Origin of the sequence: Bacillus sp. R45, assembly GCF_021729365.1 — a bacterium.
In the GTDB taxonomy this organism is placed as follows: Bacteria; Bacillota; Bacilli; order Bacillales; family Bacillaceae; genus Bacillus; species Bacillus velezensis.
On the sequence record NZ_CP091421.1, the window covers coordinates 1,762,108 to 1,787,899 of the forward strand.

Consider the following 25,792-nt stretch of genomic DNA (forward strand, 5'->3'; position numbering starts at 1 on the left):
ACCCCCGTTCGTCCCAAAAAGGGAGAGCAGGGGTTTTTTCATTTAGTCTTGCACAATGAAGGCATCAAATCCGGCTTTTTCGGCCCGCGCTGCCAACGCTTCACCATAATCTCTGAAAGAGAATGCGCCGATCTGCACTTTAAATAAGCCGCCTTTTGGAAGCACAATCGCGTCAAAACCTTTAGACACCGCATCGGCGGCAAGCGCATCAGCATTTGCTTTCACGTTGAATGCGCCGATTTGCACTTTATATAAGTCAGCCTTTTTTTTTAGACCGAAAGCTTGCTCCAAGCCCTTGGCATGTCCTCTTGCAAGGCTTTCAATAAAACTGGCTGTTTTCAGTTTGTTTGCATCAGCTGACGTATCAACAAAACCATTCTCCGTCAAAATCGCCGGCATCCTTGTCTCCCGCAGCACATGGAAGTTGGCTGTTTTTTTTCCGCGGTCATTAAAACCCGATGCTTGAATTACTTGCGTGTGGACGGCTGATTGGTAAGTCGAGGTCGGCGCTCCGACACCGGGGTAAATATAGCTTTCGAATCCGGTTCCGCCTCCTGAGTTAATATGAATGGATAAAAAATAATCTGCGCCCCAGCTGTTGGCGGCATCCGTTCTTTCCGTCAGGCTGACCGTCTTATCGCTTGTCCTGCTCATCGTGACAGAAACTCCTTCATACTCATTCGTCAGAATCGTGCGCAAAGCCAGTGCGATCTCCAGCGTGACCGCTTTTTCCTGAAGTCCGTTTCCGGTTGCACCTGAATCAGTTCCGCCATGACCGGGGTCTATAAAAATTTTAACCATTCTCCATCACCTCATTACAGCATATGATGATGTTCAAAAGGTGCTTGTACGGCTGTCATTCATGAAAAAAATGAGAGATACACCCAACATTTCCCGGAAAATAAAAATAAATGGTTTGTCCTCCCGTTTCTGCTGAATACAATAAGAAATGAAAAATATTTCTCGGGAAAGCGCAGGATTCAACATCATTCCCGAAGAGAACGGAAAAAGTGACAGATAAAGAGGAAAACGGGCCTCATGATGATAGGCGGATGTCACCGAACCTCTTCATCATGAGTAAGATAAAGAGAGAACAGAGAGGTGAGCATGTTGGAGCGCGCTGTAACCTATAAAAATAACGGACAAATTAACATCATTCTTAATGGCCAAAAGCAAGTGCTGACAAATGCAGAAGCTGAGGCGGAATATCAGGCCGCCCTGCAAAAAAATGAAGCCAAGCACAGCATTCTGAAAGAAATTGAAAAAGAAATGAACACATTAGTGGGTATGGAAGAAATGAAACGCAATATTAAAGAAATTTACGCCTGGATATTCGTCAACCAAAAACGGGCCGAACAAGGGCTGAAAGTCGGAAAACAAGCTCTTCATATGATGTTCAAAGGGAACCCCGGCACCGGGAAAACCACCGTCGCGAGACTGATCGGCAAGCTTTTCTTCGAAATGAACGTTCTTTCCAAAGGACATCTGATCGAAGCGGAACGTGCCGATCTGGTCGGTGAATACATCGGACACACGGCGCAAAAAACGAGAGATCTGATTAAAAAATCGCTCGGGGGCATTTTATTCATTGATGAAGCATACTCACTTGCAAGGGGCGGAGAAAAGGATTTCGGTAAAGAGGCGATTGATACGCTTGTCAAACATATGGAAGACAAACAGCATGAATTCATTCTGATCCTGGCAGGGTACTCAAGAGAAATGACACATTTCCTGTCATTAAATCCCGGTCTGCAATCGCGTTTCCCTATCAGCATCGATTTTCCGGATTACTCTGTCACTCAGCTGATGGACATCGCAAAGCGCATGATAGCAGAGCGGGAGTATCAATTAAGCCAGGAAGCCGAGTGGAAGTTAAAAGATTACTTAATGACAGTGAAAAGCACGACAAGCCCCATTAAATTCAGCAACGGGCGCTTTGTCAGAAACGTGATTGAAAAATCGATCCGCGCTCAGGCCATGAGACTTTTAATGGGAGACCAATACTTGAAAAACGATTTAATGACGATCAAGAGCCAGGATTTACTTATAAAAGATGAGGCGGCAGCTCACGAATAGACCTCTCAGCCGGTTTGAGGGGTCTCTTTTTTATTTCTCTCTTTAAAACCCGCCGGATGTGTGGTATACGCCCTGCGGGTTTGGTATGATAGTACTACTGCCCAATACGACACAGAAAGGAACATCCATTTGAACGAACAGGAAGGAAAAAAAGAAACGGTCATTTTGGTCGGCTGCCAGCTTCCGCACATGACAGATGAGCACTTTGAACATTCCATGGAAGAGCTTGCTTCATTGACAAAAACGGCTGACGGAACGGTGCTGACCCGGATTACGCAAAAACGGAACAGAGCGGATGCCGCTACATACATAGGCAAGGGGAAAGTAGACGAGCTGAAGGCGCTGTGTGAAGAGCTTGAAGCGGATCTGGTTATTTTTAATGATGAACTGTCACCGAGCCAGCTTAAATCACTCGCCACTGCAATTGAAGCGAAGATCATCGACCGCACGCAGCTTATTTTGGATATATTCGCAAAAAGGGCGAAGACGAGAGAAGGAAAGCTTCAGATCGAATTGGCCCAGCTTCAATACGCGCTGCCGCGTCTGAGCGGACAAGGAATCAATCTCTCAAGACAAGGCGGCGGAATCGGGACGAGAGGGCCCGGTGAGACAAAGCTTGAAACAGACCGGCGCCACATTAGAAACCGCATACACGAAATTAACGTGCAGCTGTCAACGGTTATCCGCCACAGAAGCCGTTATCGGGAGAGACGTAAAAAGAACGGCGTGCTTCAGGCTGCACTCGTCGGTTATACCAATGCAGGAAAATCAACGTGGTTCAATCAATTAACAAGCTCAGACAGCTATGAAGAAGATCTGCTGTTTGCAACACTTGATCCGATGACGAGAAAGATGGCGCTCCCAAGCGGCTACAGCGTCCTTTTGTCTGATACGGTCGGTTTCATTCAGGATCTGCCGACGACGCTGATTGCCGCTTTCCGTTCAACGCTTGAGGAAGTGAAGGAAGCAGACTTGATCATTCATGTCATTGATTCATCCAATGAAGATTATGCCGGGCATGAACAGACTGTCCTCGGTCTGTTAAAAGAGCTTGAGGCAGATGATATTCCGGTGCTGACCGCTTATAACAAACGTGACGAGACACTTCCTGACTTCATCCCGACAGCGGGAGAAGGCCACATCATGATCAGCGCCAGAATCGCCGGGGATGAAGCAAAACTAAAAGCGGAAATCGAAGCTTATTTGCGCCGAGAGCTGATGATGCCGTATGAAGTTCATGTGCCTGCCGCCGAAGGCAAATTGATGTCACGCATCAAATCAGAGACCATGATCGACAGCCTTTATTTTAATGAAGAAAATGAACGCTACGAAGTCTCAGGTTATGTACAGGAAGAACAAAGCATACTCGGAGAATTGAAGAAATTCATGTAAGGAAGGTATACACAACATGTTTGACACACTGACCCACGGCGCTCTTTTACAAAAAACCGCCGAAGAAACAGAAGCGGAAATCTCCGCCGTTCATAAAAGAATAGAAGAAATCAGTGAACGGAATGAATGGAGAGTCCTGCAAAGCTACAGAAAACATAAAGTAAGCGATACGCATTTTACGCCTTCAACCGGATACGGTTATGATGACATCGGACGAGATACACTGGAGAAGATCTATGCTGATGTGTTCGGAGGAGAGGCGGGACTTGTGCGGCCGCAAATCATTTCGGGTACGCATGCGATTTCAATCGCGCTCTTCGGTGTGCTGAGACCCGGGGACGAATTGCTTTATATCACAGGCAAGCCTTACGATACACTCGAGGAAATCGTCGGAGTAAGAGGCGGGGAGTATTCAGGCTCGCTTAAGGAATTTCAAATCGGATACAATGCAGTCGATTTAACATCAGAAGGCAGAGTGAACTTTGAAGCAGTCCGGGCTGCAATCCAACCGAATACAAAAGTGATCGGCATCCAGCGTTCAAAAGGATATGCGAATCGTCCGTCTTTCAGAATAAATGAAATTGAAGAGATGATTCGTTTCGTAAAGGAAATCAAAGAAGATGTCATTGTTTTTGTGGACAATTGCTACGGAGAATTTGCAGAAGAGCGGGAACCCTGCCACGTCGGAGCGGATCTTATGGCCGGCTCCCTGATTAAAAACCCGGGCGGCGGCCTTGCTAAAACGGGCGGCTATCTTGTAGGGAAAGCCAAGTGGATTGAGGCCTGCTCTTACCGGATGACCTCCCCGGGAATCGGAAGTGAAGCCGGGGCTTCGCTTTATTCACTGCAGGAAATGTATCAAGGTTTCTTTCTCGCTCCGCATGTAGTGGCGCAAAGCTTGAAGGGAGCGGTATTTACCGCCCGTTTTCTTGAAAAGCTCGGCTTTACGTCAAACCCTGCATGGAATGCGCCGAGAACGGATCTGATTCAATCAGTTGAGTTTCAGGACCCTGATAAGATGATCGCTTTTTGCCAGGCGATACAATATGCTTCACCGATTAATGCGCATGTGACGCCTTATCCGAGCTATATGCCGGGATATGAAGACGATGTCATTATGGCAGCGGGCACTTTCGTACAGGGAGCAAGCATTGAATTATCAGCAGATGGACCTATCAGACCGCCTTATGTCGCGTATGTCCAAGGAGGATTAACCTACGCGCACGTGAAAAATGCGATTTGCAGCGCCGTAAATGCTTTAATGGAAAAAGAGCTGATTTAGGCCGTTTGCAATTTTCAAAGAATTTGATGTTAAGATTCCTTACATTGTATTGACACAAAATATAACATCACCTATAATGAGACTAAGATAAGAAAAGGAGGAAATTGAGATGAGTGATAACATTCGCCGCTCAATGCCTTTATTTCCAATTGGGATTGTCATGCAGTTAACAGAACTTTCTGCCCGGCAAATTCGATATTATGAGGAAAATGGATTGATATTTCCAGCGAGAAGCGAAGGAAATAGACGATTATTTTCATTCCATGATGTAGATAAACTGTTAGAAATCAAAAATCTGATTGAACAAGGCGTCAATATGGCGGGGATCAAACAAATTCTGGATAAGGCATCTGCCGAACCGGAAGAAAAATCCGAAAAAACCGCCAAACCGATGAAACACAATCTGTCTGATGACGAACTCAGAAAGCTTCTGAAAAACGAACTGATGCAGGCAGGCCGTTTCCAGCGGGGAAATACTTTCCGCCAAGGTGACATGTCCCGATTCTTTCATTAATCCGTTAGCAACTGTTTTGCTATATACATTTACCTTTTAGAGGAGGAGTTTTACGAAATGGCAAAGTACACAAGAGAAGACATCGTAAAATTAGTAAACGAGGAAAACGTAAAGTATATCCGCCTTCAATTCACAGACATTCTCGGAACGATTAAAAACGTGGAAATTCCTGTGAGCCAGCTTGAAAAAGCACTTGATAATAAATGCATGTTCGACGGTTCTTCCATCGAAGGTTTCGTCCGTATCGAAGAGTCTGATATGTACTTATATCCTGATCTGAACACATTTGTAATCTTCCCGTGGACGGCTGAAAAAGGTAAAGTAGCACGCTTCATCTGTGACATTTACAATCCGGACGGCACGCCGTTCGAAGGTGACCCGCGTAACAACCTCAAACGGATTCTGAAAGAAATGAAAGAACTCGGTTTCAGCGATTTCAATCTTGGACCTGAGCCTGAATTCTTCCTGTTTAAATTAGATGAAAAAGGCGAACCGACGCTTGAATTGAACGATAAAGGCGGATACTTCGACCTGGCTCCGACTGACTTGGGAGAAAACTGCCGCCGCGATATCGTGCTTGAGCTTGAAGAAATGGGCTTTGAAATCGAAGCATCTCACCATGAAGTTGCTCCTGGTCAGCACGAAATCGATTTTAAATATGCCGGTGCCATCCGTTCTTGTGACGACATCCAAACTTTCAAACTGGTTGTCAAAACAATCGCCCGCAAACACGGTCTGCATGCGACATTCATGCCAAAACCGCTGTTCGGCGTAAACGGTTCCGGTATGCACTGCAACCTATCACTCTTTAAAGATAACGTTAACGCATTCTTTGATAAAGACGCTGATCTTCAGCTGAGTGAAACAGCAAAACATTTCATTGCCGGTATCGTAAAACACGCGACAAGCTTTACGGCTGTCACAAACCCGACAGTGAACTCTTACAAACGCCTTGTTCCGGGCTATGAAGCACCTTGCTACGTGGCATGGAGCGCGCAAAACAGAAGCCCGCTGATCCGTATCCCGGCTTCCCGCGGCATCAGCACGCGTGTTGAAGTCCGCAGCGTAGACCCGGCGGCAAACCCGTACCTGGCGTTAAGCGTATTGCTTGCAGCAGGCCTTGACGGAATCAAAAACAAACTTGAAGCACCGGCTCCGATTGACCGCAACATCTACGTCATGAGCAAAGAAGAGCGCATGGAAAACGGCATCGTAGATCTTCCGGCGACACTGGCGGAAGCTCTCGACGAATTCAAATCAAACGAAGTCATGGTTGCAGCGCTCGGCGAGCACCTGTTCGAACACTTCATCGAAGCAAAAGAAATCGAATGGGATATGTTCCGCACACAGGTTCACCCTTGGGAGCGCGAACAATACATGTCTCAGTATTAATCTCTCAATCCCTTGGCACTATTGGTGTCAGGGGATTTTTTAAGTTTTGGTCAAAAGGTTAAGAGGTCGATATTTTGGTCCTTGACCAAAAAAAATGAAGTTATGAATCTAACTCCATAATTGAGGACACGTATTTATTGTAATCCCTTATTCGGTTTAGGATGAAGGCTAAATGAAGCCAATTATGCTCTAAAATTGAACCGGCCATTTTTATTTTCAAAAAGCAGGAGCAGGAAATTCATCAATTTTGATACGAAGTAAACTATAAGGTTTCTGTCGTAAGTCTTCTCCATAATGAAATCTAGCCTGCCGATGTAATTGGTTCACGATGACGTATAAGTATCCATCCGGACCAATCGAAAAAGTATCCGGCCATAAAATTCTCGGATCATGTGCGATGGTTTCCATTGTGCCATTCGGCAGCATCTTTCGAATACTATTGTTCTCGTAATCTCCGGCATAAACGGCTCCTTTTGCATCTGTAATCATTCCATCAGACGCGCCTTTTTCTCCCCAATACGCCACATGATAAAGTAAATCCATGTCCGATATATTTCTATCTCTCAGGGCTTCTGTTGAGATAGAGAACAAATGGCGGCTGGTCAGGGGACAAAAAAATAATACCTTTCCGTCGGGAGAGATCGCAATACCGTCGGATGCCAGCCTAAATGGGGAAGTTGAACCATCCTTGTTACGATTCATCAAAATTTTGCCTTCTACTTTCGGTATAAAAGAGGAATCCGGTGAAGTTGGATTTGCTCCATTTAACCGTCTAAATGCGTTTCCGGTTTCTAAATCAACGACGATAATAGCTCCTGGTCCTTTGGAAGAAGAATCCGTTATATAGGCATAACCTGCAGTTCCGACACGAAAATCAAATCGGACATCATTCAGGTAAGTTGTTGGAAGGACAACATCTTCTGTAAAGGTATACACTCTTCTGATTGTATTGGTTTTTAAATCAACAGCGACTAATTTTGCCCCGCCTTTAATTGGTTCAGAAAAATTGGGCGCCGCTGTATCTAGTATCCAAAGCGCTCCTCTTCCATCAGCAACTACACTTTGGACACTGATGAAAGTCATTTTGATATTCTCAAAGTTAACCAAATTGGTTTGTAAATCAGGATAAGGCTGCAATTTATCCCCAATTATTTCCGCTACCGTAAATTTAACATCGTCTCCCCATTTCGGAAAACAAATGAATATACGTCCGGTTTCTGAGACAGTAACACCGGTAGGCATAGCTCCATAAAATGCATAAACCAGTTCTAAATCACCAAAATATTTTTCAAAAGGCAGCATAGGTTTCATCATATCCTCCTCAACCAATTAAACGGGATATCACTTATATATGATTCGCATTTTTTCAAGTGCATGTTTCTTAATAAGTTTTTCTAAACAAAAGATGATGGAAGTGCTTATCATTTAATAAATCAGTCAGGTGACACATAGGGTTTTTACTTAACGTCTGTCGAAGGAGCCGGCAATTACAACATGGTATGTCCTTTGATCGGTTTTAAATTTTCTGAAAAAAGAGTTGAAAAAGCAGAAAAGATTTTATAATATGAAATCAAGTTAGTTTGTTCGATCAACAAACTAATAAACCACTTTAATTGTCCTTCATGTAAAGGTCTTAAATGGAAGGGGGATAAGAGGCTCAATTTAATTGGAGGTATATATAAAACGAAAGCCAAGCTTTTATTCTGTTCACTATGATGAAAATGCTCTGTGAAAGTAAACCGCTATCATTTTTTTGAAAGCGCTTTTATAAAGCCTTAACTGGCCGATAAAATTGAAGAAATGTACCATTCATCATGTTCCTTATGTAAAGGATCGAAAAGGGGAGGAAATCATGCTCAGTGAAAATGTAAAGAAGATCAGCATGGTTGAAAAAGTTGGATATGCGTCTGGAGATTTTGCATGTAATTTAATTTATGCAACAGTGTCTACTTATCTTTTGTTCTTCTATACAGATATATTTGGTTTACCGGCAGCAACAGCCGGTACGATGTTTTTAGTGGTTAGAATCATCGACGCTCTCGCTGATCCTTTTATTGGAACGATAGTAGACAGAACAAATAGCAGGTTTGGACGCTTCAGACCGTATCTTTTATTCGGAGCTTTTCCATTTGTCATATTGGCAATACTCTGTTTTACAACCCCGGATTTTTCGGATATGGGGAAATTAATATATGCCTATATCACCTATGTCGGCTTGTCGCTTACATACACAATGATAAACGTGCCATATGGCGCGTTAACATCTGCAATGACCCGAAATAATCAAGAAGTTGTTAGTATAACGTCTGTCCGTATGTTATTTGCGAATCTTGGGGGACTTGTCGTTGCATTTTTTGTTCCCTTGCTGGCTGCTTATTTAAGCGATACTTCCGGCAGCGAATCTCTTGGCTGGCAGCTAACCATGGGTATTATGGGAGTTATAGGCGGGTGCCTTTTAATCTTTTGTTTTAAAAGCACAAAAGAGCGTGTCACGCTTCAAAAATCTGAAGAAAAAATTAAATTATCGGATATATTTGAGCAATTTCGTGTTAATCGGCCTCTAGTTGTATTAAGTATTTTCTTTATTATTATTTTTGGAGTGAATTCAATCAGTAATTCGGTTGGCATCTATTACGTAACGTATAATTTAGAAAGAGCGGATTTAGTGAAGTGGTACGGTTTGTTGGGAAGTTTGCCTGCTTTGGTCATTTTACCGTTTATTCCAAAGCTTCATCAATTATTAGGGAAGAAGAAATTACTAAACTATGCATTATTACTGAATATGATCGGCCTCTTAGCTTTACTGTTTGTTCCGCCAAGTAATGTATTCCTGATACTTTCCTTTCGATTGCTGGCCGCTGCAGGAAGTCTCACTGCCGGGGGATATATGTGGGCGCTTATTCCTGAAACAATCGAATATGGAGAGTATAAGACCGGGAAAAGAATGGGCGGTCTCATATACGCTATTATCGGATTTTTCTTTAAATTCGGCATGGCCTTGGGAGGGGTTGTACCGGGTTTGGTTCTAGATCAGTTTGGATATGTGGCAAATCAGGCGCAAACGCCGGAGGCATTGACGGGAATTTTAATTACAGCAACCATTATTCCCGTGTTCTTACTGGTTCTGGCCATGATTGATATTAATTTCTATAACTTAGATGAGAAAAAATATAAAAACATGGTTCGAGAATTAGAGAATAGAGACAAAGTTTATTTGGATCATATTGACGATTTCAAAGCTTAAAACATGATAGTCAACAGAAAATAGCTGAGGAGGCGTTCTGCATGAAGATTATCAATCCAGTACTTAAAGGATTCAACCCCGATCCGAGTATTTGCAGGGTGGGAGAGGATTATTATATCGCTGTATCTACATTTGAGTGGTTTCCGGGAGTCCAGATACACCATTCAAAAGATTTAGTCAATTGGCACTTAGTTGCACATCCATTACAGAGAGTTTCGCAATTAGACATGAAAGGAAATCCTAATTCAGGCGGAGTCTGGGCGCCATGTTTAAGTTACAGCGACGGAAAGTTTTGGCTGATCTATACGGATGTTAAGGTCGTAGATGGCGCTTGGAAAGATTGCCACAATTATTTAGTGACTTGTGACACGATTGATGGTGATTGGGGGGAGCCGATCACATTAAACAGCTCGGGGTTTGATGCTTCTTTGTTCCATGATACGGATGGAAAAAAATATTTATTAAATATGTTATGGGATCAGCGTATTGATCGGCACTCCTTTGGAGGCATTGTTATGCAGGAATATTCTGATAAATAGCAAAAACTGATCGGTAAACCGAAAGTGATATTTAAAGGAACTGAAAGAAAGCTGACGGAAGCGCCGCACCTTTATCATATCGGGAACTATTATTATTTATTAACCGCAGAAGGAGGAACGCGGTTCGAACACGCTGCTACAATTGCCCGTTCTGCAAATATCGAGGGTCCATATGAAGTTCATCCCGATAATCCAATCTTAACGTCATGGCATGATCCGGGAAACCCATTGCAAAAATGCGGGCATGCATCCATTGTACAAACACATACAGGTGAGTGGTATTTAGCCCATTTAACGGGACGTCCCATTCATCCGGACGATGATTCAATTTTTCAGCAGAGAGGATATTGTCCTTTGGGCAGAGAAACAGCTATTCAAAAGCTCTATTGGAAAGATGGCTGGCCTTATGTAGAAGGCGGAAAAGAAGGGAGCTTGGAGGTGGATGCGCCTTCTATACCTGAAACCATATTTGAAGACACGTATCCGGAAGTTGATGAATTTGAGGATGCAACATTAAATATTAATTTTCAAACGTTAAGAATCCCTTTTACGGAGAAATTAGGTTCATTAACTCAAGCGCCAAATCATTTACGATTATACGGCCATGAATCCTTAACTTCGACATTTACTCAGGCATTTGTAGCCAGACGCTGGCAAAGTCTCCATTTTGAAGCGGAAACGGCTGTTGCGTTTTATCCGGAAAATTTTCAGCAAGCCGCTGGTTTGGTGAACTATTACAATACAGAGAACTGGACGGCTCTTCAAGTCACGCATGATGAAGAACTTGGCCGTATTCTTGAATTAACGATATGTGATAACTTTTCTTTTTCACAACCGTTAAAAAATAAAATTGTGATTCCTCGTGAAGTCAAGTACGTCTATTTAAAAGTGAATATTGAAAACGAAAAATATTATTATTTCTATTCATTTAACAAAGAAGATTGGTACAAAATCGATATTGCATTGGAATCGAAAAAATTATCAGATGATTACATCCGCGGCGGGGGATTCTTTACAGGAGCTTTTGTAGGGATGCAATGCCAAGATACGAGCGGAAATCATATTCCGGCCGACTTCAGATATTTTCGTTATAAAGAAAAATGAATGTCCGCATGAAAAAGGAGCTTTCTATTTTGGAACTCCTTTTTCATATTAGAAAATGCCTGTGTGGAAAAACACGTCAGAAATGCTCCCATTCAGGATGAAAATAACAAAACAAAAAACCCATCTTTAAAGATGAGCGTAAAACATAGAAGTTTGTACATTTCAGTTATGAACCATGTCGAGAAAATGATCAATCACAATAGAGGACATTCCTAAAGCGGGTGCGTTTTTTCCTAAGAAAGATGGTAATAATTCATAACTATTGTCCAATTGGGAATAAACCCTGGACGATACTTCGCTTTTAATTGAATGTAAAACCATAGGATGCGATTCGATGATGCTGTTTCTTAAAATGATGGCTTGCGGATTAAATGTATTTAGTATATTGGTCAAGCCTATACCTAAATAGAATCCAAAATTCTGTAACGCATGTAAAGTTTCAATATCATTCAGATGGGCGAGGTCTATGATATCTTGAGTGGACACTTTTTTCTCTTTCGTCTGAAGAGATGTTAATAAAGCCTTTTCGGAAGCATACAATTCCCAACAGCCTCGGTTTCCGCAGCTGCATTTCGGACCATTAAAGTCTATTGTCATATGTCCCATTTCTCCAGAGAATCCGCCAACCCCTCTGTATAAATCATTGTTTATAATAACGCCGATTCCTATCCCTGTACCGATACTTGCATAAATCATGTTATCGTGATTTTTGGCAGCACCAAATACTTTTTCTCCATATGCGCCGGCATTTGCTTCATTTTCAATAAAAACGGGCACATTGAACTTCTTTTGGATGAAAGATTTTAAGTCAATATCTCTCCAGTTGGAGTTCGGAGCGAAAACAATTTTTTGATTTTTATCAATTAACCCGGGAACGCATATGCCTATACCAATAAGCCCGTACGGAGATTGCGGCATATTTGCAATAAAGTGATGAATCATCTCAATTAAAATATCTTTAGTGATTTCTGGAGAACTGCATTCCAAATGATGGTGTTGGTCAAGGACGATCGTCCCTTCAAGATCTGTTAAAATGCCATTAACATAATCCACGCCGACATCTATTCCTACGGAGTATCCTGCTTTTTTATTAAAAACAAGCATGACTGGTCTTCTGCCGCCGCTTGATTGTCCCTGACCGATTTCAAATACAAGATTTTCTTTCATTAATGTGTTTACCTGTGATGAAACAGTCGATTTATTTAATCCGGTCATTTCAGATAATTTTGCTCTTGAAATAGGAGCATTCTTAAGTATTTCGTTTAGTAATAACTTTTGGTTAACTTTTTTGACAAAGGCTTGATCAGCGATATCCACTTCATCCACTCCGTTTGTATAATCTTTAAATTAAGTTGAACGTTCTGTGTTTATCGTGCGAAACGCTACATAGCGAATCCAACCTTTATTATATCTAATGTGTTCGTAAAAAACTAAAAAAAATATTGAAAATACTGATGAGGTTATATAAGATGAAAATAAGTTAGTTTGTTTAGGCAACAAACTAATATATAACATGACATAAAATCATCTGTATTCGAATCATCAAGTTTAGAATTTATTTTTAAGGGGGAAATCACACATGGCTCACTCTCATTCCGGTTCAGTCAACTATTTTGAAAGCGTAAACAAAGTGATTTACGAAGGGAAAGAATCCACGAATCCTTTAGCATTTAAATACTATAATTCTCAAGAAGTAATTGGCGGAAAAACGATGAAAGAGCATCTGCGATTTTCTATTGCCTATTGGCATACATTTACCGCTGACGGCACAGACATGTTTGGCGCAGCTACGATGCAGAGACCGTGGGATCACTATAAAGGCATGGATCTGGCGAGAGCGAGGGTAGAAGCAGCGTTTGAGCTGTTTGAAAAACTGGATGCGCCATTTTTTGCTTTCCATGACCGGGATATCGCACCGGAAGGAAGTACGTTAAAAGAGACAAATCAAAATCTGGATATAATCGTGGACATGATAAAAGACTACATGAGAACCAGCGGCGTTAAGCTATTATGGAATACTGCAAATATGTTCACGAATCCCCGTTTTGTGCATGGTGCGGCGACTTCTTGTAATGCAGATGTATTTGCGTATGCCGCAGCCCAAGTAAAAAAAGGATTAGAAACAGCAAAAGAGCTTGGCGCCGAGAACTATGTATTTTGGGGCGGACGTGAAGGGTACGAAACTTTGTTAAATACCGATTTAAAATTTGAGCTTGATAATATGGCCAGATTTATGCATATGGCAGTGGATTATGCGAAGGAAATCGGGTATACAGGGCAGTTTTTGATTGAACCAAAACCAAAAGAGCCGACCACCCATCAATATGATACGGACGCAGCAACAACCATTGCCTTTTTAAAGCAATACGGCTTAGACAATCATTTTAAATTAAATCTCGAAGCCAATCATGCCACATTAGCCGGGCATACATTCGAACATGAATTACGCATGGCGAGAGTGCATGGCCTTCTCGGCTCTGTTGACGCGAATCAGGGTGATCCGCTTTTAGGATGGGACACAGATGAATTTCCGACAGATTTATATTCTGCGACATTAGCAATGTACGAAATCCTGCAAAATGGCGGTCTTGGAAGCGGGGGATTAAACTTTGACGCAAAGGTCAGGAGATCTTCTTTTGAGCCTGATGATTTACTATATGCCCATGTTGCAGGGATGGATACATTTGCAAGAGGGTTGAAAGCCGCCCACAAATTAATCGAAGATCGTGTGTTTGAAGATGTGATTCAACTCCGTTACCGCAGCTTTACTGAAGGGATTGGTCTTGAAATTGCAGAAGGAAGAGCTGATTTTAAGACACTTGAGCAATATGCGCTGAACAATCAGCCAATTAAAAACGAATCAGGGAGACAGGAACGGCTAAAAGCGATATTAAACCAATACATTTTACAGGTATAACAAATGAAAAAAGAAGCTCCAGATCCCGCCATAAAAGATGCAGGCAGCCAAGTTCCCGGAATTGCCCGTCATGAAGTTACTGTTATGGCGGGTCATTTCAACGGGGATCTATTTAGAGAGGAAGGAGTGAAAAAATGAAGTATGTCATTGGAATAGACCTTGGAACGAGTGCTGTTAAAACCATTTTAGTCAATCAAAACGGCAAGGTTTGTGCAGAAACGTCCAAAAGTTACCCGCTCATCCAAGAGAAGGCTGGATATAGTGAGCAAAATCCTGAAGACTGGGTGCAGCAAACAATTGAAGCGTTGGCTGAATTGATTTCGATATCCAACGTTCAAGCCGGGGATATTGACGGGATTAGCTATTCAGGACAAATGCATGGATTAGTACTGCTTGACCAAGATCGGCGGGTGCTGCGTCATGCGATTCTTTGGAATGATACCAGAACGACGCCTCAATGCAGCAGGATAACCGAGACATTTGGCAATCATCTGCTTGATATCACAAAAAATCGTGTCCTTGAAGGGTTTACATTACCTAAAATGTTATGGGTGAAGGAACATGAGCCTGAACTTTTTAACAAAACCGCTGTTTTTCTGCTTCCGAAAGACTATGTGAGATTCCGCATGACTGGCGCCATTCACACCGAATACTCCGATGCGGCGGGAACGTTACTTTTACATATGACCTGCAAAGAGTGGAGCGATGAGATTTGCAATCAATTTGGTATTTCAGCAGAAATTTGTCCTCCGCTTGTGGAATCCCATGCCTGTGTAGGATCGCTGCTTCCGAGCGTTGCGGCGAAGACAGGGCTGCTCGAAAAAACAAAAGTGTACGCTGGGGGAGCAGATAATGCTTGCGGTGCTGTCGGAGCCGGTATTCTTTCTTCCGGAAAAACGTTATGCAGCATTGGGACGTCAGGAGTCATACTTTCCTGTGAAGAAGACAAAGAAAGGGATTTTAAAGGGAAAGTGCACTTTTTTAATCATGGAAAAAAGGATTCTTTTTATACGATGGGGGTCACGCTCGCTGCAGGGTACAGCTTGGACTGGTTTAAAAGAACGTTTGCGCCGAACGAATCGTTTGAACAATTATTGCGGGGGGTGGAATCTGTTCCGATAGGAGCAAATGGACTGCTGTACACTCCTTACTTAGTCGGTGAAAGAACGCCGCATGCTGATTCATCTATTCGGGGAAGCTTGATCGGAATGGACGGAGCCCATAAAAGAGAGCACTTTTTGAGGGCGATAATGGAAGGCATCACATTCTCTTTATATGAATCAATTGAGCTATTCCGCGAAGCGGGAAAATCAGTTGATACGGTTGTCTCTATTGGCGGGGGAGCTAAAAATGAAACGTGGCTTCAAATGCAGGCTGATATTTTCAATACGAGGGTGGTTAAGTTAGAAAATGAACAAGGTCCGGCCATGGGGGCTGCGATGTTAGCTGCCTTCGGAAGCGGGTGGTTTGACTCTCTTGAAGAATGTGCAGAGCAGTTCATTCATGAAGCAGCTGCATTTTATCCAAAAGAACAAAATGTTCAAAAATATAAAACACTATTCGAGTTGTATAAGAACATTTACGTTCACACAAAAGATATCAATACAGCTTTAAAGAGCTTTAGACAAACCTAATTTTCAGGAGGTCAAAGGAAGAACAATAAACGGCCACTCATTATCAATGGCCTTGGTTTTATAAATCTGTTAACAAATGAGAAAGCCGGCATTAATAAACCATGGAATGCAATTCTTTCTCCCGCGCAATACACTAAGCGATTACAGTTTAGGTATATCAAAGCAGCGGCAGCGCTAAAATAACTTCAAATGTGTTAACACTATTGAAGGAAACAGATAAGCATTCTTGTAAGTTGTGACTGCATCAGTCTAAACTCATATGACGATGAAATGAGAAGTATACACACAAAACATCCCCTCACATTGCGTGGGGGATGTTTTTTATTATTGAGATTTTCCTGTTTCTTGAATCCGTGGGGATAGCCTTTCTGCAATGGATTCACAGGTATCACTCAACTTCAGGATTTCCTTAGAAAATGAAGAAAGAACCTCGCCAAATTGGCCAGGTTCTTTTTATATTGCACAAAAACAGACACGGTGATATAATCAGAACACGCGCGCTTTCTGTGTGAAAAGTCATAGTTATCCATCTTATATTATGATTATATCATGCTGAAAAGCTCTTGTCAAATTTTTTTGAAGGGGAGATATAGAATGAGTTCTTTGGTTCTCGGCATTCACGAAATTGAAAAAACACAGCCTTTGCTCGTTGGAGGAAAAGGGTTACATTTAGGGGAATTATCAAAAATTCAAGGAATACAAGTACCGGAAGGATTTTGTGTCACAACCGCCGGATATCAAAAAGCCATTGAACAAAACGAAACGTTACAAGCGCTGTTGGATCAACTGACCATGCTGAAAGCGGAGAATCGGGATCAAATTGGTGAAGTCAGCAAAAAAATCCGGCAAACCATTATGGAAGCAGAAATTCCTTCAGATGTAGTCAAAGCAGTCGCTTGCCATCTCTCCCGGTTCGGCGAAGAACATGCCTATGCCGTACGTTCTAGTGCGACAGCTGAGGATTTACCGCATGCCTCTTTTGCCGGTCAACAAGACACCTATTTAAATATTACCGGCGTCGATGCGATCTTGCAGCATATCGGTAAATGTTGGGCGTCCCTATTTACGGATCGCGCGGTCATTTACCGTATGCAAAATGGGTTTGGTCACAGCCAAGTTTATTTATCTGTTATCATCCAAAGGATGGTGTTCCCCCAGGCTTCGGGGATTTTATTTACCGCTGATCCGATGACCGGAAACCGAAAGCTGCTGTCCATCGATGCCGGTTTTGGACTTGGTGAAGCACTGGTCTCCGGCTTAGTATCTGCCGATTGTTATAAAGTACAGGACGGGAAAATCGTCGATAAGAGAATAGAAACCAAAAAAAAGGCTGTCTATGAACGAAGAGAAGGCGGAACGGAAACACGGGAGATTGATCTTGATCAGCAAAAGATTCAAACACTGACTGATGAACAAATTTTACAGCTGGCACGTATCGGGAGACAGATCGAAGCTCATTTCGGCCAGCCGCAAGATATCGAATGGTGTTTGGACCGCGATACTTTTTATATTGTCCAAAGTCGTCCGATCACAACGTTATACCCCGTTCCTGAAGCGAACGATCAAGAAAATCACGTCTATATCTCTGTCGGTCATCAGCAAATGATGACGGATCCCATAAAACCCCTTGGATTGTCTTTTTTTCTGTTGACGACTGCTGCACCCATGCGTAAAGCCGGCGGAAGGCTATTTGTCGATGTCACACATCAACTGGCATCCCCTAATGTCAGAGAAGTTTTCTTAAAAGGTATGGGGCAGCACGATCCGCTCTTAAAAGACGCACTTATGACCATAATAGAGCGAGATGATTTCATTAAACCGATACCTGATAAAACGGCGCCGATTCCCGGCAAAGGCAATGCAGATATGCCGGATCAAGCTGAAAACGATCCTGCAATTGTTTCTGATTTGATTAAGAGCAGTCAGGCATCGATAGAAGAGTTAAAACAAAACATCCAGACGAAATCAGGATCTGATTTATTTCGTTTTATTTTGGAAGATATCCAGGAATTAAAGAATATTTTATTTAATCCAAAAAGTTCGGTGCTGATTCGAACTGCAATGGATGCTTCATCATGGATTAACGAAAAAATGAACGAGTGGTTAGGTGAAAAAAACGCAGCAGATACGCTTTCTCAATCTGTACCCCATAATATTACTTCAGAAATGGGGCTTGCGCTATTGGACGTCGCCGATGTGATCCGTCCTTATCCAGAAGTAATTGCCTATTTAGAGAATGTAAAAGATGATCACTTTTTGGATGGGCTGGTGAAGTTTGAAGGCGGGCGGGAAACTCATGACGCTATCTATGCTTATCTCAACAAGTACGGAATGCGATGTGCCGGAGAAATTGATATCACAAGAACTCGATGGAGCGAAAAACCAATTGCACTTGTCCCTATGATTCTTAATAATCTCAAAAACTTTGAGCCAAATGCCAGCCAGCGGAAATTTGAGCAAGGGCGGCAGGAGGCGTTGAAGAAAGAACAAGAGTTATTAGACCGATTGAAGCAATTACCGGATGGTGAACAAAAAGCCAGAGAAACTAAACGAATGATCCAAATCATCCGGAACTTCAGCGGATTCAGAGAATATCCAAAATACGGCATGATCAGCCGCTACTTCGTTTATAAGCAGGCTTTACTGAAAGAAGCCGAACAACTCGCAAAAGCGGGGGTTATTCATGAAAAAGAAGACATATACTATCTCACTTTTGAAGAACTTCAGGAAGTCGTACGCACAAATGAATTGGATTACCAAATCATCAGCACACGAAAAGGCGAGTACAAAGTATATGAAAAACTATCTCCGCCGCGTGTTATCACGTCTGACGGTGAAATCGTTACAGGCGAGTACAAACGAGAAAATCTCCCGGCCGGAGCGATTGCCGGGCTGCCCGTTTCCTCGGGAGTCATAGAGGGCAGGGCACGGGTTATTTTAAACATGGAAGATGCCGATTTGGAAGATGGGGATATATTAGTTACCCCCTATACTGATCCCAGCTGGACACCATTGTTTGTGTCCATAAAAGGCCTGGTCACTGAAGTTGGCGGACTGATGACCCATGGAGCGGTTATCGCGCGTGAATACGGCTTACCTGCAGTTGTTGGAGTTGAAAATGCAACCCTATTGATAAAAGATGGGCAGCGAATCCGCGTTCATGGAACAGAAGGCTCTATTGAAATATTATAATAGCGGGTGTGTGCAGCACGTCACCAGATATTTCCCGCATTTTAACTGACAAATACCGAACAAAAAGAAAAGCCGGAACCTTTTAGAAGAGGAATCCGGTTTTTTTATGTGAAAATGATTTAATGTGAGAACACCGCATTTTGTGGGCGAACCCTTACAAAAAAGATTCAGTGGCTAAATCTAACGATGACAATTTTATAAAGGTGAGTAATATCCTTTTTAAGTTCACAGCCTCTGTAATCCTGATGAATTAAAAACGCCTTAGTTTTTTAACAACTATTTAGGGGTTTTGTTCATGAACAAGTCTTTATTCTGAATTGAATTGTTCGCCTTATTCTTCATAGCGGCAATATTGGCGCAGGCAGGGGAGAAAACTCTCCCGCTTACCAGAGTGAAAATAAAAAATGTTTATCTTAGATAGATTTTTTTAAAAAGTAAAGACGCCATAAAACTTCTTATGGCGTCTGTCCGAACTAAGGGATGCAATGTTTGGGAGACGAATATAAATCGTCAATGTGCTAGAAAAGGAATGCAGCACCTACAATGATTAACAAAATGAACAGCACAACGATCAATACGAAAGAACTTCCACCGTAATTTCCACCGTAGTTCCCCATATTATTGCCACCTCCTGTTGTTAGGATAGTACATAATATGCCGGACGATAAATTTCGACATAGATTTAAGTCTAAATAAGAAAAAATGGATATTAAGTCTAAAATGAAGAGCTTCTAAGAATATGAAATAATGGAAAGAGAGAAATGGATGGGACGGGTTGCTGTTTAAAGAGGAGGGATATGGCTCAACATGCAATAAAACTGTGTATGAAAGTGGTGAGCCATGACGTTACTTCATCATGCAGAGCCACATACGAAGAGGTACAGGGAAATTATAGTTAACGAAAATATTCATCATTTCCCGGGCAAGCGCAGTATACGACAAATCAAAACAAATCACAAAGGGACAGAAGGTACGATACAAGGAGGCTGCTTGCGGGTTTGTGGTGCAGATAAAGTTTCCGTTTCAAAAAGGTCATATGTTTATTCGACACTTTACTTTTATTTCTGCAGAATGCTTGGAAAAGAAAGTCGGCAAAACTGCCGACTTTCCTAACGGAATTTAGATCTCAACAGATCTAAAGAAACCATCGACACTATCACCGGTGCCGCTATCATATTTCAGGATGTATTCTCCTTTTTGGTTAACGCTGAATTCTTGAATGAACGTTTTCCCCGCATTTAATGTCGTAGAGGATAAGAGTGTATTTCCATTAGGATAATTAATGGTGAATTTGAAAGATTTGCTGCCGTCATTCGCTACAAAAACTCTGATTTTTCCTGGAGAGCTGCCTTGATAGTTGAATGAAATCTTACCGGTACCGCCAGAAAAAGGCTGACACGCAATATACGGAGCGTCACATGACCAACCGGCAGGTTTCATGACTTTATCTTGATTCGGCAAAGATTTTGCAGAAACATCTGCAGCCCCCATTAGCGGAATTAACCCAAAAGCAAGAGCGCCGGCAATAATTTTCTTTTTCATTCGTATTCCTCCTCTTAATAGTGAATGTGATACAGTTATAAATTCACAATATTTATAAAATAATTCCTTCTTTTTCAAGTTGAGAGAAGAAGAAAAATTTAAAGAGGACAAATAAATGTCACAAATTAACAATCCATGCACTGCAGTAAACTGGTCAAAGCATGAAGATGATTTTACGCTAATGTTTTACAAGGCGATCTTCTCACTGTGAGTTAAAGAACAAGACGATTGTTAACCCTGTGCGGGTACGTAACAACTGAAAGAAAGTAAATTCCCAAGCAAGGAGTATTTCTTTAACCTGAAACTTTTATAAAGCATTAACGTATTACTTTATAAAGGTAAATAAGGAGGCTTCTGAATGGGATTAAAAAATTTCTTTAATACTGAGTTAAAATGCTCTATCTGCGGAAAAACATTAAAATCAGGGGATGAGATAACAGCTTATCTTACACTTCCGAGTGAGAAGAAAATGCCTGTGGGGAGAATGGACAAAGTGTTAAGCAAACACTCTGATAAGGTCTGCTGTAAAAAGTGCAGTGAGTAGGTTTTTAGTGTTATGAGGAACCTCTGGTGGGTTTCCACATAACAGCTACGCTTCGGCAATGAATGACCTTGCATTATATTGGTATCAGGGTTAGTTCAGGCAGTACTTGCAAAATGAATGTCCGCCGAATGGTCTGTAGAGCTTCTTTTCTGAACTAAATGACAAAGTCTCATTCAGTCTGGGTGGGGCGCAGAGCAAGAATAGAGATCAAAGGCTGCCGTATCATTCCCGGCAGCCTTAATGATTAGGAAGTAAAATCGATAACCATGCGGCCGGTCACTTTGCCTTGCTCCATTTCTTCAAAAATATCATTCACATCTTCAATCGGGCGTTTTGTCACTTTAGGTACAACTTTACCGTCTGCAGCAAATTGAAAAGCTTCCTTCAGGTCTTCTCTGGTACCCACTAATGAACCTACTACCTGAATTCCATCTAACACGAGACGGGGAATATCTAAATCCATTTTGTCCACCGGTAAACCGACGGCGACTACGCGAGCTCCTGCTTTTACAACATCAATCGCTTGATTGAAAGGGGTTTTAGAGACAGCCGTGATGACCACTGCATCAAGCCCTAAATCGTTAGTCACTTCTTTTGCTTTAGCGACGGGGTCTTCGTTTAAACTGTTTACAACCGCATCAGCGCCTAAGCTCTTAGCAAAATTCAATTTTTCATCGCTAATGTCGAAAGCAATTACTTTAGCGTTAAAGACATTTTTTGCATATTGAACAGCCAAGTTGCCTAAACCGCCGACTCCAAATACACCGATCCATTGACCTGGCTTAATTTCACTGACTTTAACGGCTTTATAAGTTGTTACACCTGCACAAGTAATGCTGCTTGCTGCTGCAGGGTCTAAGTTTTCCGGCACCTTTATTGCATAATCAACTGCTACGATTGCTTCTTCAGCCATTGCGCCGTCAACTGTATAGCCGGCATTTTTTACATCCCGGCACAAGGTTTCACGGCCAGTTAAGCAATATTCGCAGCGGCCGCAGCTTTCAAACATCCAGGCAATAGAGACGCGGTCTCCCTTTTTCAAACTTGTTACGCCTTCACCAATCTCAGTTACAATGCCTATTCCCTCATGACCTAAAGTGATGCCTGTAACATCCCCGAAATCAGCATTTTTAACATGCAAGTCAGTATGACATACACCGCAGTATTCCATCTTAACTTTGGCTTCACCATGCCGCAAAGGACGTAATTCTTTTTGTACGATCTCTATACTTTTGTCTTTCGTTGCTACTACTGCTTTCAAATCATACACCCCTTTCAAATATTCGCAGAAAATTTTTACTTATCTTACAATTTAGCACACGACTCTTCTTTTGAAAACCCTTACATTTTTTTGCGGACAAGTGTCTCTACAAAAATTGAGGGAGCTATGCAGGGAGGATTCTACGGATGATTTGTCATCCGAAGGGTATTTAAATGGGGGTTTGTCATCTCCAAATGCACAGAATGCTTTGAATTTGCGGTCATAATCTTTCTATAGATATTTGACTTGCACTGCAGAGAATTACACCGGCAGGATATGATTTTACCCTTAGTGAAAAGAATTTCACGGGTAATTATTTGAACTTGAGCGCGGCTGATAAGGTGAATGGTGATGCAAACAGAAATCATTACTTATTGATCACAAAAGGAGCCGGCTGCGGAGATGTGTGGATTTCACGGATTCGAACACGATGAGCCGGATGCAGATTGGTGAGCGATCTTTTTTAATGGCAATAAAATTTCTGGATATTAAGATAGCGAATTGATGATATGCCAAAAAAACATAGATCTTTTAAAGTGATGGATATATACTGATTTTAAAAATAAAAAAATGGAAAATGTATTTTTATAAAAAGCAGGTGAAATTATGGGAGTGGCGTCTTGGAGCAAAAGTCGAAAGTATATTTACACGTTGGCTTTTTCAAGTTTGTCGTATGGTTTGATTTTCGGGCTATATATGTTTGTATACTCGGGTTTTGTGCCAATTGCATTGGTTACTGTAGTTATCATTGCTTTTTACGCATTCATTACTTACTTTTTGTTTGCTGTTCCTGTGCAACTATGGCTAAGAAAGAATTCTAAAAACTTTAGTTTGGTTCATCTTTTCATTTATACAGCAGTCGCCTTTTTTGCTGTGTTCTTGTTCTGGCACATAGATAATCCGCCAATTGATTTCGCAGTTTTCAGAAGTTTTATTTATTACATAATGAGCATTGCTGCTGCGTTCATATATTGGTTCTGGGACTCTATATTTCTGAGAAATTACAATGTTCACCGGAAGTAAAGCTGATGTTTCCAAAAGAAAGCAGGTGAGGAAAAATGGAATACATTGAGTTGACCAGGGACAATATTGATGACAATCATATTTGCTGTGCATTAGGTACGAAGCAATATGAGGATGCGGTAAATGAAAAGAAGAGTTGGCTCAAAGATCGGATGAGTGATGGCTTGGTGTTCTACCGCCTAAACGAACGGGCCAAAGTTTTTATTGAATATTTACCTGCAGAAGAAGCGTGGGTCCCGGTAAGCGCACCTCATTTTATGTTTATTAATTGTCTTTGGGTCTCAGGTAAATATAAGAATAACGGACATGCAAAACACTTGTTAGAAAAATGTGTGTCAGATGCAAAATCCCGCGGTATGGATGGGATAGTGCATATAGTGGGGAAGAAAAAACTCCCTTATTTAAGTGATAAGCATTTCTTCGAGCATATGGGATTTGCTGTGCAAGATGAAGCAGAACCCTATTTTCAGTTGATGTCACTGACGTGGAATGAACATGCACATCCTCCTGTATTTAAAAAACAGGTGAAAAGTAATTCCGTTAATGATGAGGGAATCACAATATTTTATACAGTTCAATGCCCATTTGCAGTCGGAGTGTTAAAGGATTTAAAGGAACTGACTGAAAAGAAAGGACTTCATTTTCAGGCCCGGCGAATATCGTCAAAAGATATGGCGCAAAAATCCCCGGCAGTTTGGACGACTTTCAGCGTGTTTTATAATGGGACATTTCTCACTCATGAGATGATGAGCGTAAATAAGTTTGAAAAAATACTCAATAAGCTTTTAATGGCTTAACTTTGTTTTATTACTATTGCTCGTTTTTATATTCGATACTGAGGGTTTTTCACGAAAATTGTTCAGTACTTTACATTGCGGGCGGCAAATGAATGATTATTGTTTTTGACAAAGATGATAACACTCTTCATTATAGTAAAAATAGATTGTGATAAGTTCTTCAACAAACGAAGAAGTTCTTTTCAAAGGTCGATAACAATGAAACAGGAGACTGCAAATGCAAAAAATTGAAACCCATCGCTTAATTTTAAGAAATTTTACCGAAAGAGATGCACAAGGTCTGTTGGAATATTCGGCACATCCGAGAGTGAATTGTTTTCTTGATGACAGAATATCTACGTTAGAAGAAGCTGCCGTAAATGTTCAAAAAAGAAGCCGAGATGACTCTTATATTGCAGTTTGTTTAAAAGACAGTAATGATCTAGTCGGAGAACTATTTTATTTAAAAGAAGAGCCAGATACCTATTCCGTTTGTTGGAATTTCAATGCCCGTTTTGAAGGGGCGGGATACGCAAGTGAAAGTGCGAAGGCTTTCTTTGAGTATCTCTTTATGCAAAAAGAAGCAAGAAGGCTTTATGCATATGTTGAAGATGATAACTGCAGGTCACAAAAACTATGTGAGAGATTAGGAATGCGTAAAGAAGGTTATTTTCTTGAATTTATTTCATTTACTGCCCACGAGGATGGAACACCTAAATATGAAAACACTTACCAATACGCATTGCTAAAGAAAGAATGGTTAAAACAAAAACATAGTTAGTTAATAGAATTTGTGGGGAAATAACCTCTCCTTTACCGAAAAAAACCTGCTGAAAGCAGGTTTTTTTAAGTTAAATACTTCATTAGGTTACCTAGTAACGATCAAAAAGATTCAGCTTGAAGGTTGGGAAAAACATGAAAATCATTATAGCAATGTTGTAAAATTAGAGAGAGGATGATTGTGACGGACATTTTGCAGTTTAGCGACAGAAGGTGCAGGAAGTAATTTGAATCAGCAATGTTCAATTCATTTTGATGAATTTAAAGAAGCGCTTGATAATCAAAATGTGAAAAGCAGTTCAGAGTCAAGACCCATTTTGCGGTGAGACCGGAAATATGCTCTTCATCTTCTGATGTTGTTCAAAGCTGACACCTCTTGATGCTTATGTATAAGAAAATAATACCATTGAAATATATGTATAAGGTTGGAAACGGAGGGGATCAAAGTTGGTGCGATCTTGTGTAAAAGAAAGGATCAGGATGAATGTGACCAGCATCCACCCTGATCAATGGGGTTCACAGTGTTCTATTTCATTGTATTCCAATCGGAATAATATTACAAGGGTGAAAAAGAAATAAG

20 protein-coding genes and 1 pseudogene are annotated in these 25,792 nt (G+C 41.4%); 15 read left to right on the forward strand and 6 right to left on the reverse strand.

All coding sequences use genetic code 11. The annotated features are described in order from the left end of the window. Positions 1 to 42 precede the first annotated feature (42 nt). Positions 43 to 801 carry an N-acetylmuramoyl-L-alanine amidase gene (locus L3V45_RS08610; protein ID WP_003154055.1) on the reverse strand — a complete coding sequence of 253 codons (759 nt, stop codon included), beginning with the start codon at positions 799 to 801 and terminating at the stop codon, positions 43 to 45. A 306-nt stretch (positions 802 to 1,107) separates the two neighbouring features. Between L3V45_RS08610 and spoVK the strand changes: the two genes are divergently transcribed. The 5 genes from spoVK (at position 1,108) to glnA (ending at position 6,656) form a co-directional block, all read left to right on the forward strand. Beyond that, complete coding sequence (gene spoVK, locus L3V45_RS08615; RefSeq protein ID WP_015417523.1) at positions 1,108 to 2,076, forward strand: stage V sporulation protein K; 969 nt, start codon at positions 1,108 to 1,110, stop codon at positions 2,074 to 2,076. Positions 2,077 to 2,205: 129 nt separating this feature from the next. Further along, the gene (gene hflX, locus L3V45_RS08620; RefSeq protein WP_003154051.1) at positions 2,206 to 3,468 is read left to right on the forward strand and encodes a GTPase HflX; all 1,263 of its coding nucleotides are present in this window, start codon (positions 2,206 to 2,208) and stop codon (positions 3,466 to 3,468) included. 16 nt (positions 3,469 to 3,484) lie between these two features. Next, positions 3,485 to 4,750 carry a methionine gamma-lyase family protein gene (locus L3V45_RS08625; RefSeq protein WP_003154050.1) on the forward strand — a complete coding sequence of 422 codons (1,266 nt, stop codon included), beginning with the start codon at positions 3,485 to 3,487 and terminating at the stop codon, positions 4,748 to 4,750. Positions 4,751 to 4,859: 109 nt separating this feature from the next. After that, entirely contained in the window at positions 4,860 to 5,264 is a 405-nt protein-coding gene (locus L3V45_RS08630) for a MerR family transcriptional regulator (protein WP_007410366.1), read from the forward strand. 57 nt (positions 5,265 to 5,321) lie between these two features. Then, positions 5,322 to 6,656, forward strand: coding sequence for a type I glutamate--ammonia ligase (gene glnA / locus L3V45_RS08635; protein WP_003154048.1), 1,335 nt, complete (start codon positions 5,322 to 5,324; stop codon positions 6,654 to 6,656). Between the two features lie 216 nt (positions 6,657 to 6,872). On the opposite strand, the gene L3V45_RS08640 is transcribed toward glnA, so the two are convergent. Continuing rightward, on the reverse strand, positions 6,873 to 7,967 hold the full coding sequence (locus tag L3V45_RS08640; RefSeq protein WP_003154047.1) for an L-dopachrome tautomerase-related protein: 1,095 nt from the start codon (positions 7,965 to 7,967) through the stop codon (positions 6,873 to 6,875). 541 nt (positions 7,968 to 8,508) lie between these two features. Here L3V45_RS08640 and L3V45_RS08645 point away from each other — a divergent pair. Then, positions 8,509 to 9,900 carry an MFS transporter gene (locus L3V45_RS08645; RefSeq protein WP_003154046.1) on the forward strand — a complete coding sequence of 464 codons (1,392 nt, stop codon included), beginning with the start codon at positions 8,509 to 8,511 and terminating at the stop codon, positions 9,898 to 9,900. A 41-nt stretch (positions 9,901 to 9,941) separates the two neighbouring features. Beyond that, positions 9,942 to 11,543: pseudogene (gene xynB / locus L3V45_RS08650) on the forward strand (xylan 1,4-beta-xylosidase). 162 nt (positions 11,544 to 11,705) lie between these two features. Here the strand turns inward: xynB and xylR are convergent. Beyond that, a complete protein-coding gene (gene xylR / locus L3V45_RS08655; protein WP_003154043.1) occupies positions 11,706 to 12,860 on the reverse strand; it encodes a transcriptional repressor XylR in 1,155 nt (384 codons plus the stop codon). Positions 12,861 to 13,122: 262 nt separating this feature from the next. Between xylR and xylA the strand changes: the two genes are divergently transcribed. From xylA to ppsA, 4 genes are all read left to right on the forward strand, one after another. Next, on the forward strand, positions 13,123 to 14,460 hold the full coding sequence (xylA, locus tag L3V45_RS08660) for a xylose isomerase (RefSeq protein ID WP_003154041.1): 1,338 nt from the start codon (positions 13,123 to 13,125) through the stop codon (positions 14,458 to 14,460). 3 nt (positions 14,461 to 14,463) lie between these two features. Next, positions 14,464 to 14,598, forward strand: a complete 135-nt coding sequence (locus tag L3V45_RS19500) for a hypothetical protein (protein ID WP_255764307.1) — start codon at positions 14,464 to 14,466, stop codon at positions 14,596 to 14,598. After that, positions 14,595 to 16,094: a xylulokinase gene (gene xylB / locus L3V45_RS08665; protein ID WP_003154039.1), complete on the forward strand. Its 1,500-nt coding sequence runs from the start codon at positions 14,595 to 14,597 to the stop codon at positions 16,092 to 16,094. Before L3V45_RS19500 ends, xylB begins: the two co-directional genes overlap by 4 nt. Positions 16,095 to 16,688: 594 nt before the next feature. After that, positions 16,689 to 19,286: a phosphoenolpyruvate synthase gene (gene ppsA / locus L3V45_RS08670; RefSeq protein WP_236837350.1), complete on the forward strand. Its 2,598-nt coding sequence runs from the start codon at positions 16,689 to 16,691 to the stop codon at positions 19,284 to 19,286. Positions 19,287 to 19,804: 518 nt separating this feature from the next. Here the strand turns inward: ppsA and L3V45_RS08675 are convergent. Together L3V45_RS08675 and L3V45_RS08680 are read right to left on the reverse strand one after the other, a co-directional pair. Then, positions 19,805 to 19,903, reverse strand: a complete 99-nt coding sequence (locus tag L3V45_RS08675) for a YjcZ family sporulation protein (protein ID WP_003154037.1) — start codon at positions 19,901 to 19,903, stop codon at positions 19,805 to 19,807. A gap of 502 nt (positions 19,904 to 20,405) precedes the next feature. Next, complete coding sequence (locus L3V45_RS08680) at positions 20,406 to 20,828, reverse strand: hypothetical protein (protein ID WP_003154036.1); 423 nt, start codon at positions 20,826 to 20,828, stop codon at positions 20,406 to 20,408. A 358-nt stretch (positions 20,829 to 21,186) separates the two neighbouring features. Here L3V45_RS08680 and L3V45_RS08685 point away from each other — a divergent pair, with 358 nt between their 5' ends. After that, the gene (locus L3V45_RS08685) at positions 21,187 to 21,372 is read left to right on the forward strand and encodes a hypothetical protein (protein ID WP_003154035.1); all 186 of its coding nucleotides are present in this window, start codon (positions 21,187 to 21,189) and stop codon (positions 21,370 to 21,372) included. Between the two features lie 244 nt (positions 21,373 to 21,616). Here the strand turns inward: L3V45_RS08685 and adhP are convergent, their stop codons facing one another. After that, positions 21,617 to 22,633: an alcohol dehydrogenase AdhP gene (gene adhP / locus L3V45_RS08690; RefSeq protein ID WP_003154034.1), complete on the reverse strand. Its 1,017-nt coding sequence runs from the start codon at positions 22,631 to 22,633 to the stop codon at positions 21,617 to 21,619. A 606-nt stretch (positions 22,634 to 23,239) separates the two neighbouring features. On the opposite strand from adhP, the gene L3V45_RS08695 reads away from it, so the two are divergent. From L3V45_RS08695 to L3V45_RS08705, 3 genes are all read left to right on the forward strand, one after another. After that, positions 23,240 to 23,656: a UPF0715 family protein gene (locus L3V45_RS08695; protein ID WP_003154033.1), complete on the forward strand. Its 417-nt coding sequence runs from the start codon at positions 23,240 to 23,242 to the stop codon at positions 23,654 to 23,656. A gap of 35 nt (positions 23,657 to 23,691) precedes the next feature. Continuing rightward, positions 23,692 to 24,453 carry an N-acetyltransferase gene (locus L3V45_RS08700; RefSeq protein WP_236837351.1) on the forward strand — a complete coding sequence of 254 codons (762 nt, stop codon included), beginning with the start codon at positions 23,692 to 23,694 and terminating at the stop codon, positions 24,451 to 24,453. A gap of 217 nt (positions 24,454 to 24,670) precedes the next feature. Beyond that, positions 24,671 to 25,213 carry a GNAT family N-acetyltransferase gene (locus tag L3V45_RS08705; protein WP_003154031.1) on the forward strand — a complete coding sequence of 181 codons (543 nt, stop codon included), beginning with the start codon at positions 24,671 to 24,673 and terminating at the stop codon, positions 25,211 to 25,213. Positions 25,214 to 25,792: the final 579 nt, after the last annotated feature.

Coding starts and splice junctions, on each gene's coding strand:
- L3V45_RS08700 (WP_236837351.1), top strand. CDS start 23,692: ATGGAATACATTGAGTTGACCAGGGACAATATTGATGACAATCATATT.
- glnA (WP_003154048.1), top strand. CDS start 5,322: ATGGCAAAGTACACAAGAGAAGACATCGTAAAATTAGTAAACGAGGAA.
- L3V45_RS08675 (WP_003154037.1), bottom strand. CDS start 19,903: ATGGGGAACTACGGTGGAAATTACGGTGGAAGTTCTTTCGTATTGATC.
- L3V45_RS08610 (WP_003154055.1), bottom strand. CDS start 801: ATGGTTAAAATTTTTATAGACCCCGGTCATGGCGGAACTGATTCAGGT.
- ppsA (WP_236837350.1), top strand. CDS start 16,689: ATGAGTTCTTTGGTTCTCGGCATTCACGAAATTGAAAAAACACAGCCT.
- xylB (WP_003154039.1), top strand. CDS start 14,595: ATGAAGTATGTCATTGGAATAGACCTTGGAACGAGTGCTGTTAAAACC.
- L3V45_RS08685 (WP_003154035.1), top strand. CDS start 21,187: ATGGGATTAAAAAATTTCTTTAATACTGAGTTAAAATGCTCTATCTGC.
- L3V45_RS08625 (WP_003154050.1), top strand. CDS start 3,485: ATGTTTGACACACTGACCCACGGCGCTCTTTTACAAAAAACCGCCGAA.
- L3V45_RS08705 (WP_003154031.1), top strand. CDS start 24,671: ATGCAAAAAATTGAAACCCATCGCTTAATTTTAAGAAATTTTACCGAA.
- L3V45_RS08645 (WP_003154046.1), top strand. CDS start 8,509: ATGCTCAGTGAAAATGTAAAGAAGATCAGCATGGTTGAAAAAGTTGGA.
- L3V45_RS08680 (WP_003154036.1), bottom strand. CDS start 20,828: ATGAAAAAGAAAATTATTGCCGGCGCTCTTGCTTTTGGGTTAATTCCG.
- spoVK (WP_015417523.1), top strand. CDS start 1,108: ATGTTGGAGCGCGCTGTAACCTATAAAAATAACGGACAAATTAACATC.
- L3V45_RS19500 (WP_255764307.1), top strand. CDS start 14,464: ATGAAAAAAGAAGCTCCAGATCCCGCCATAAAAGATGCAGGCAGCCAA.
- xylA (WP_003154041.1), top strand. CDS start 13,123: ATGGCTCACTCTCATTCCGGTTCAGTCAACTATTTTGAAAGCGTAAAC.
- L3V45_RS08630 (WP_007410366.1), top strand. CDS start 4,860: ATGAGTGATAACATTCGCCGCTCAATGCCTTTATTTCCAATTGGGATT.
- L3V45_RS08695 (WP_003154033.1), top strand. CDS start 23,240: ATGGGAGTGGCGTCTTGGAGCAAAAGTCGAAAGTATATTTACACGTTG.
- L3V45_RS08640 (WP_003154047.1), bottom strand. CDS start 7,967: ATGAAACCTATGCTGCCTTTTGAAAAATATTTTGGTGATTTAGAACTG.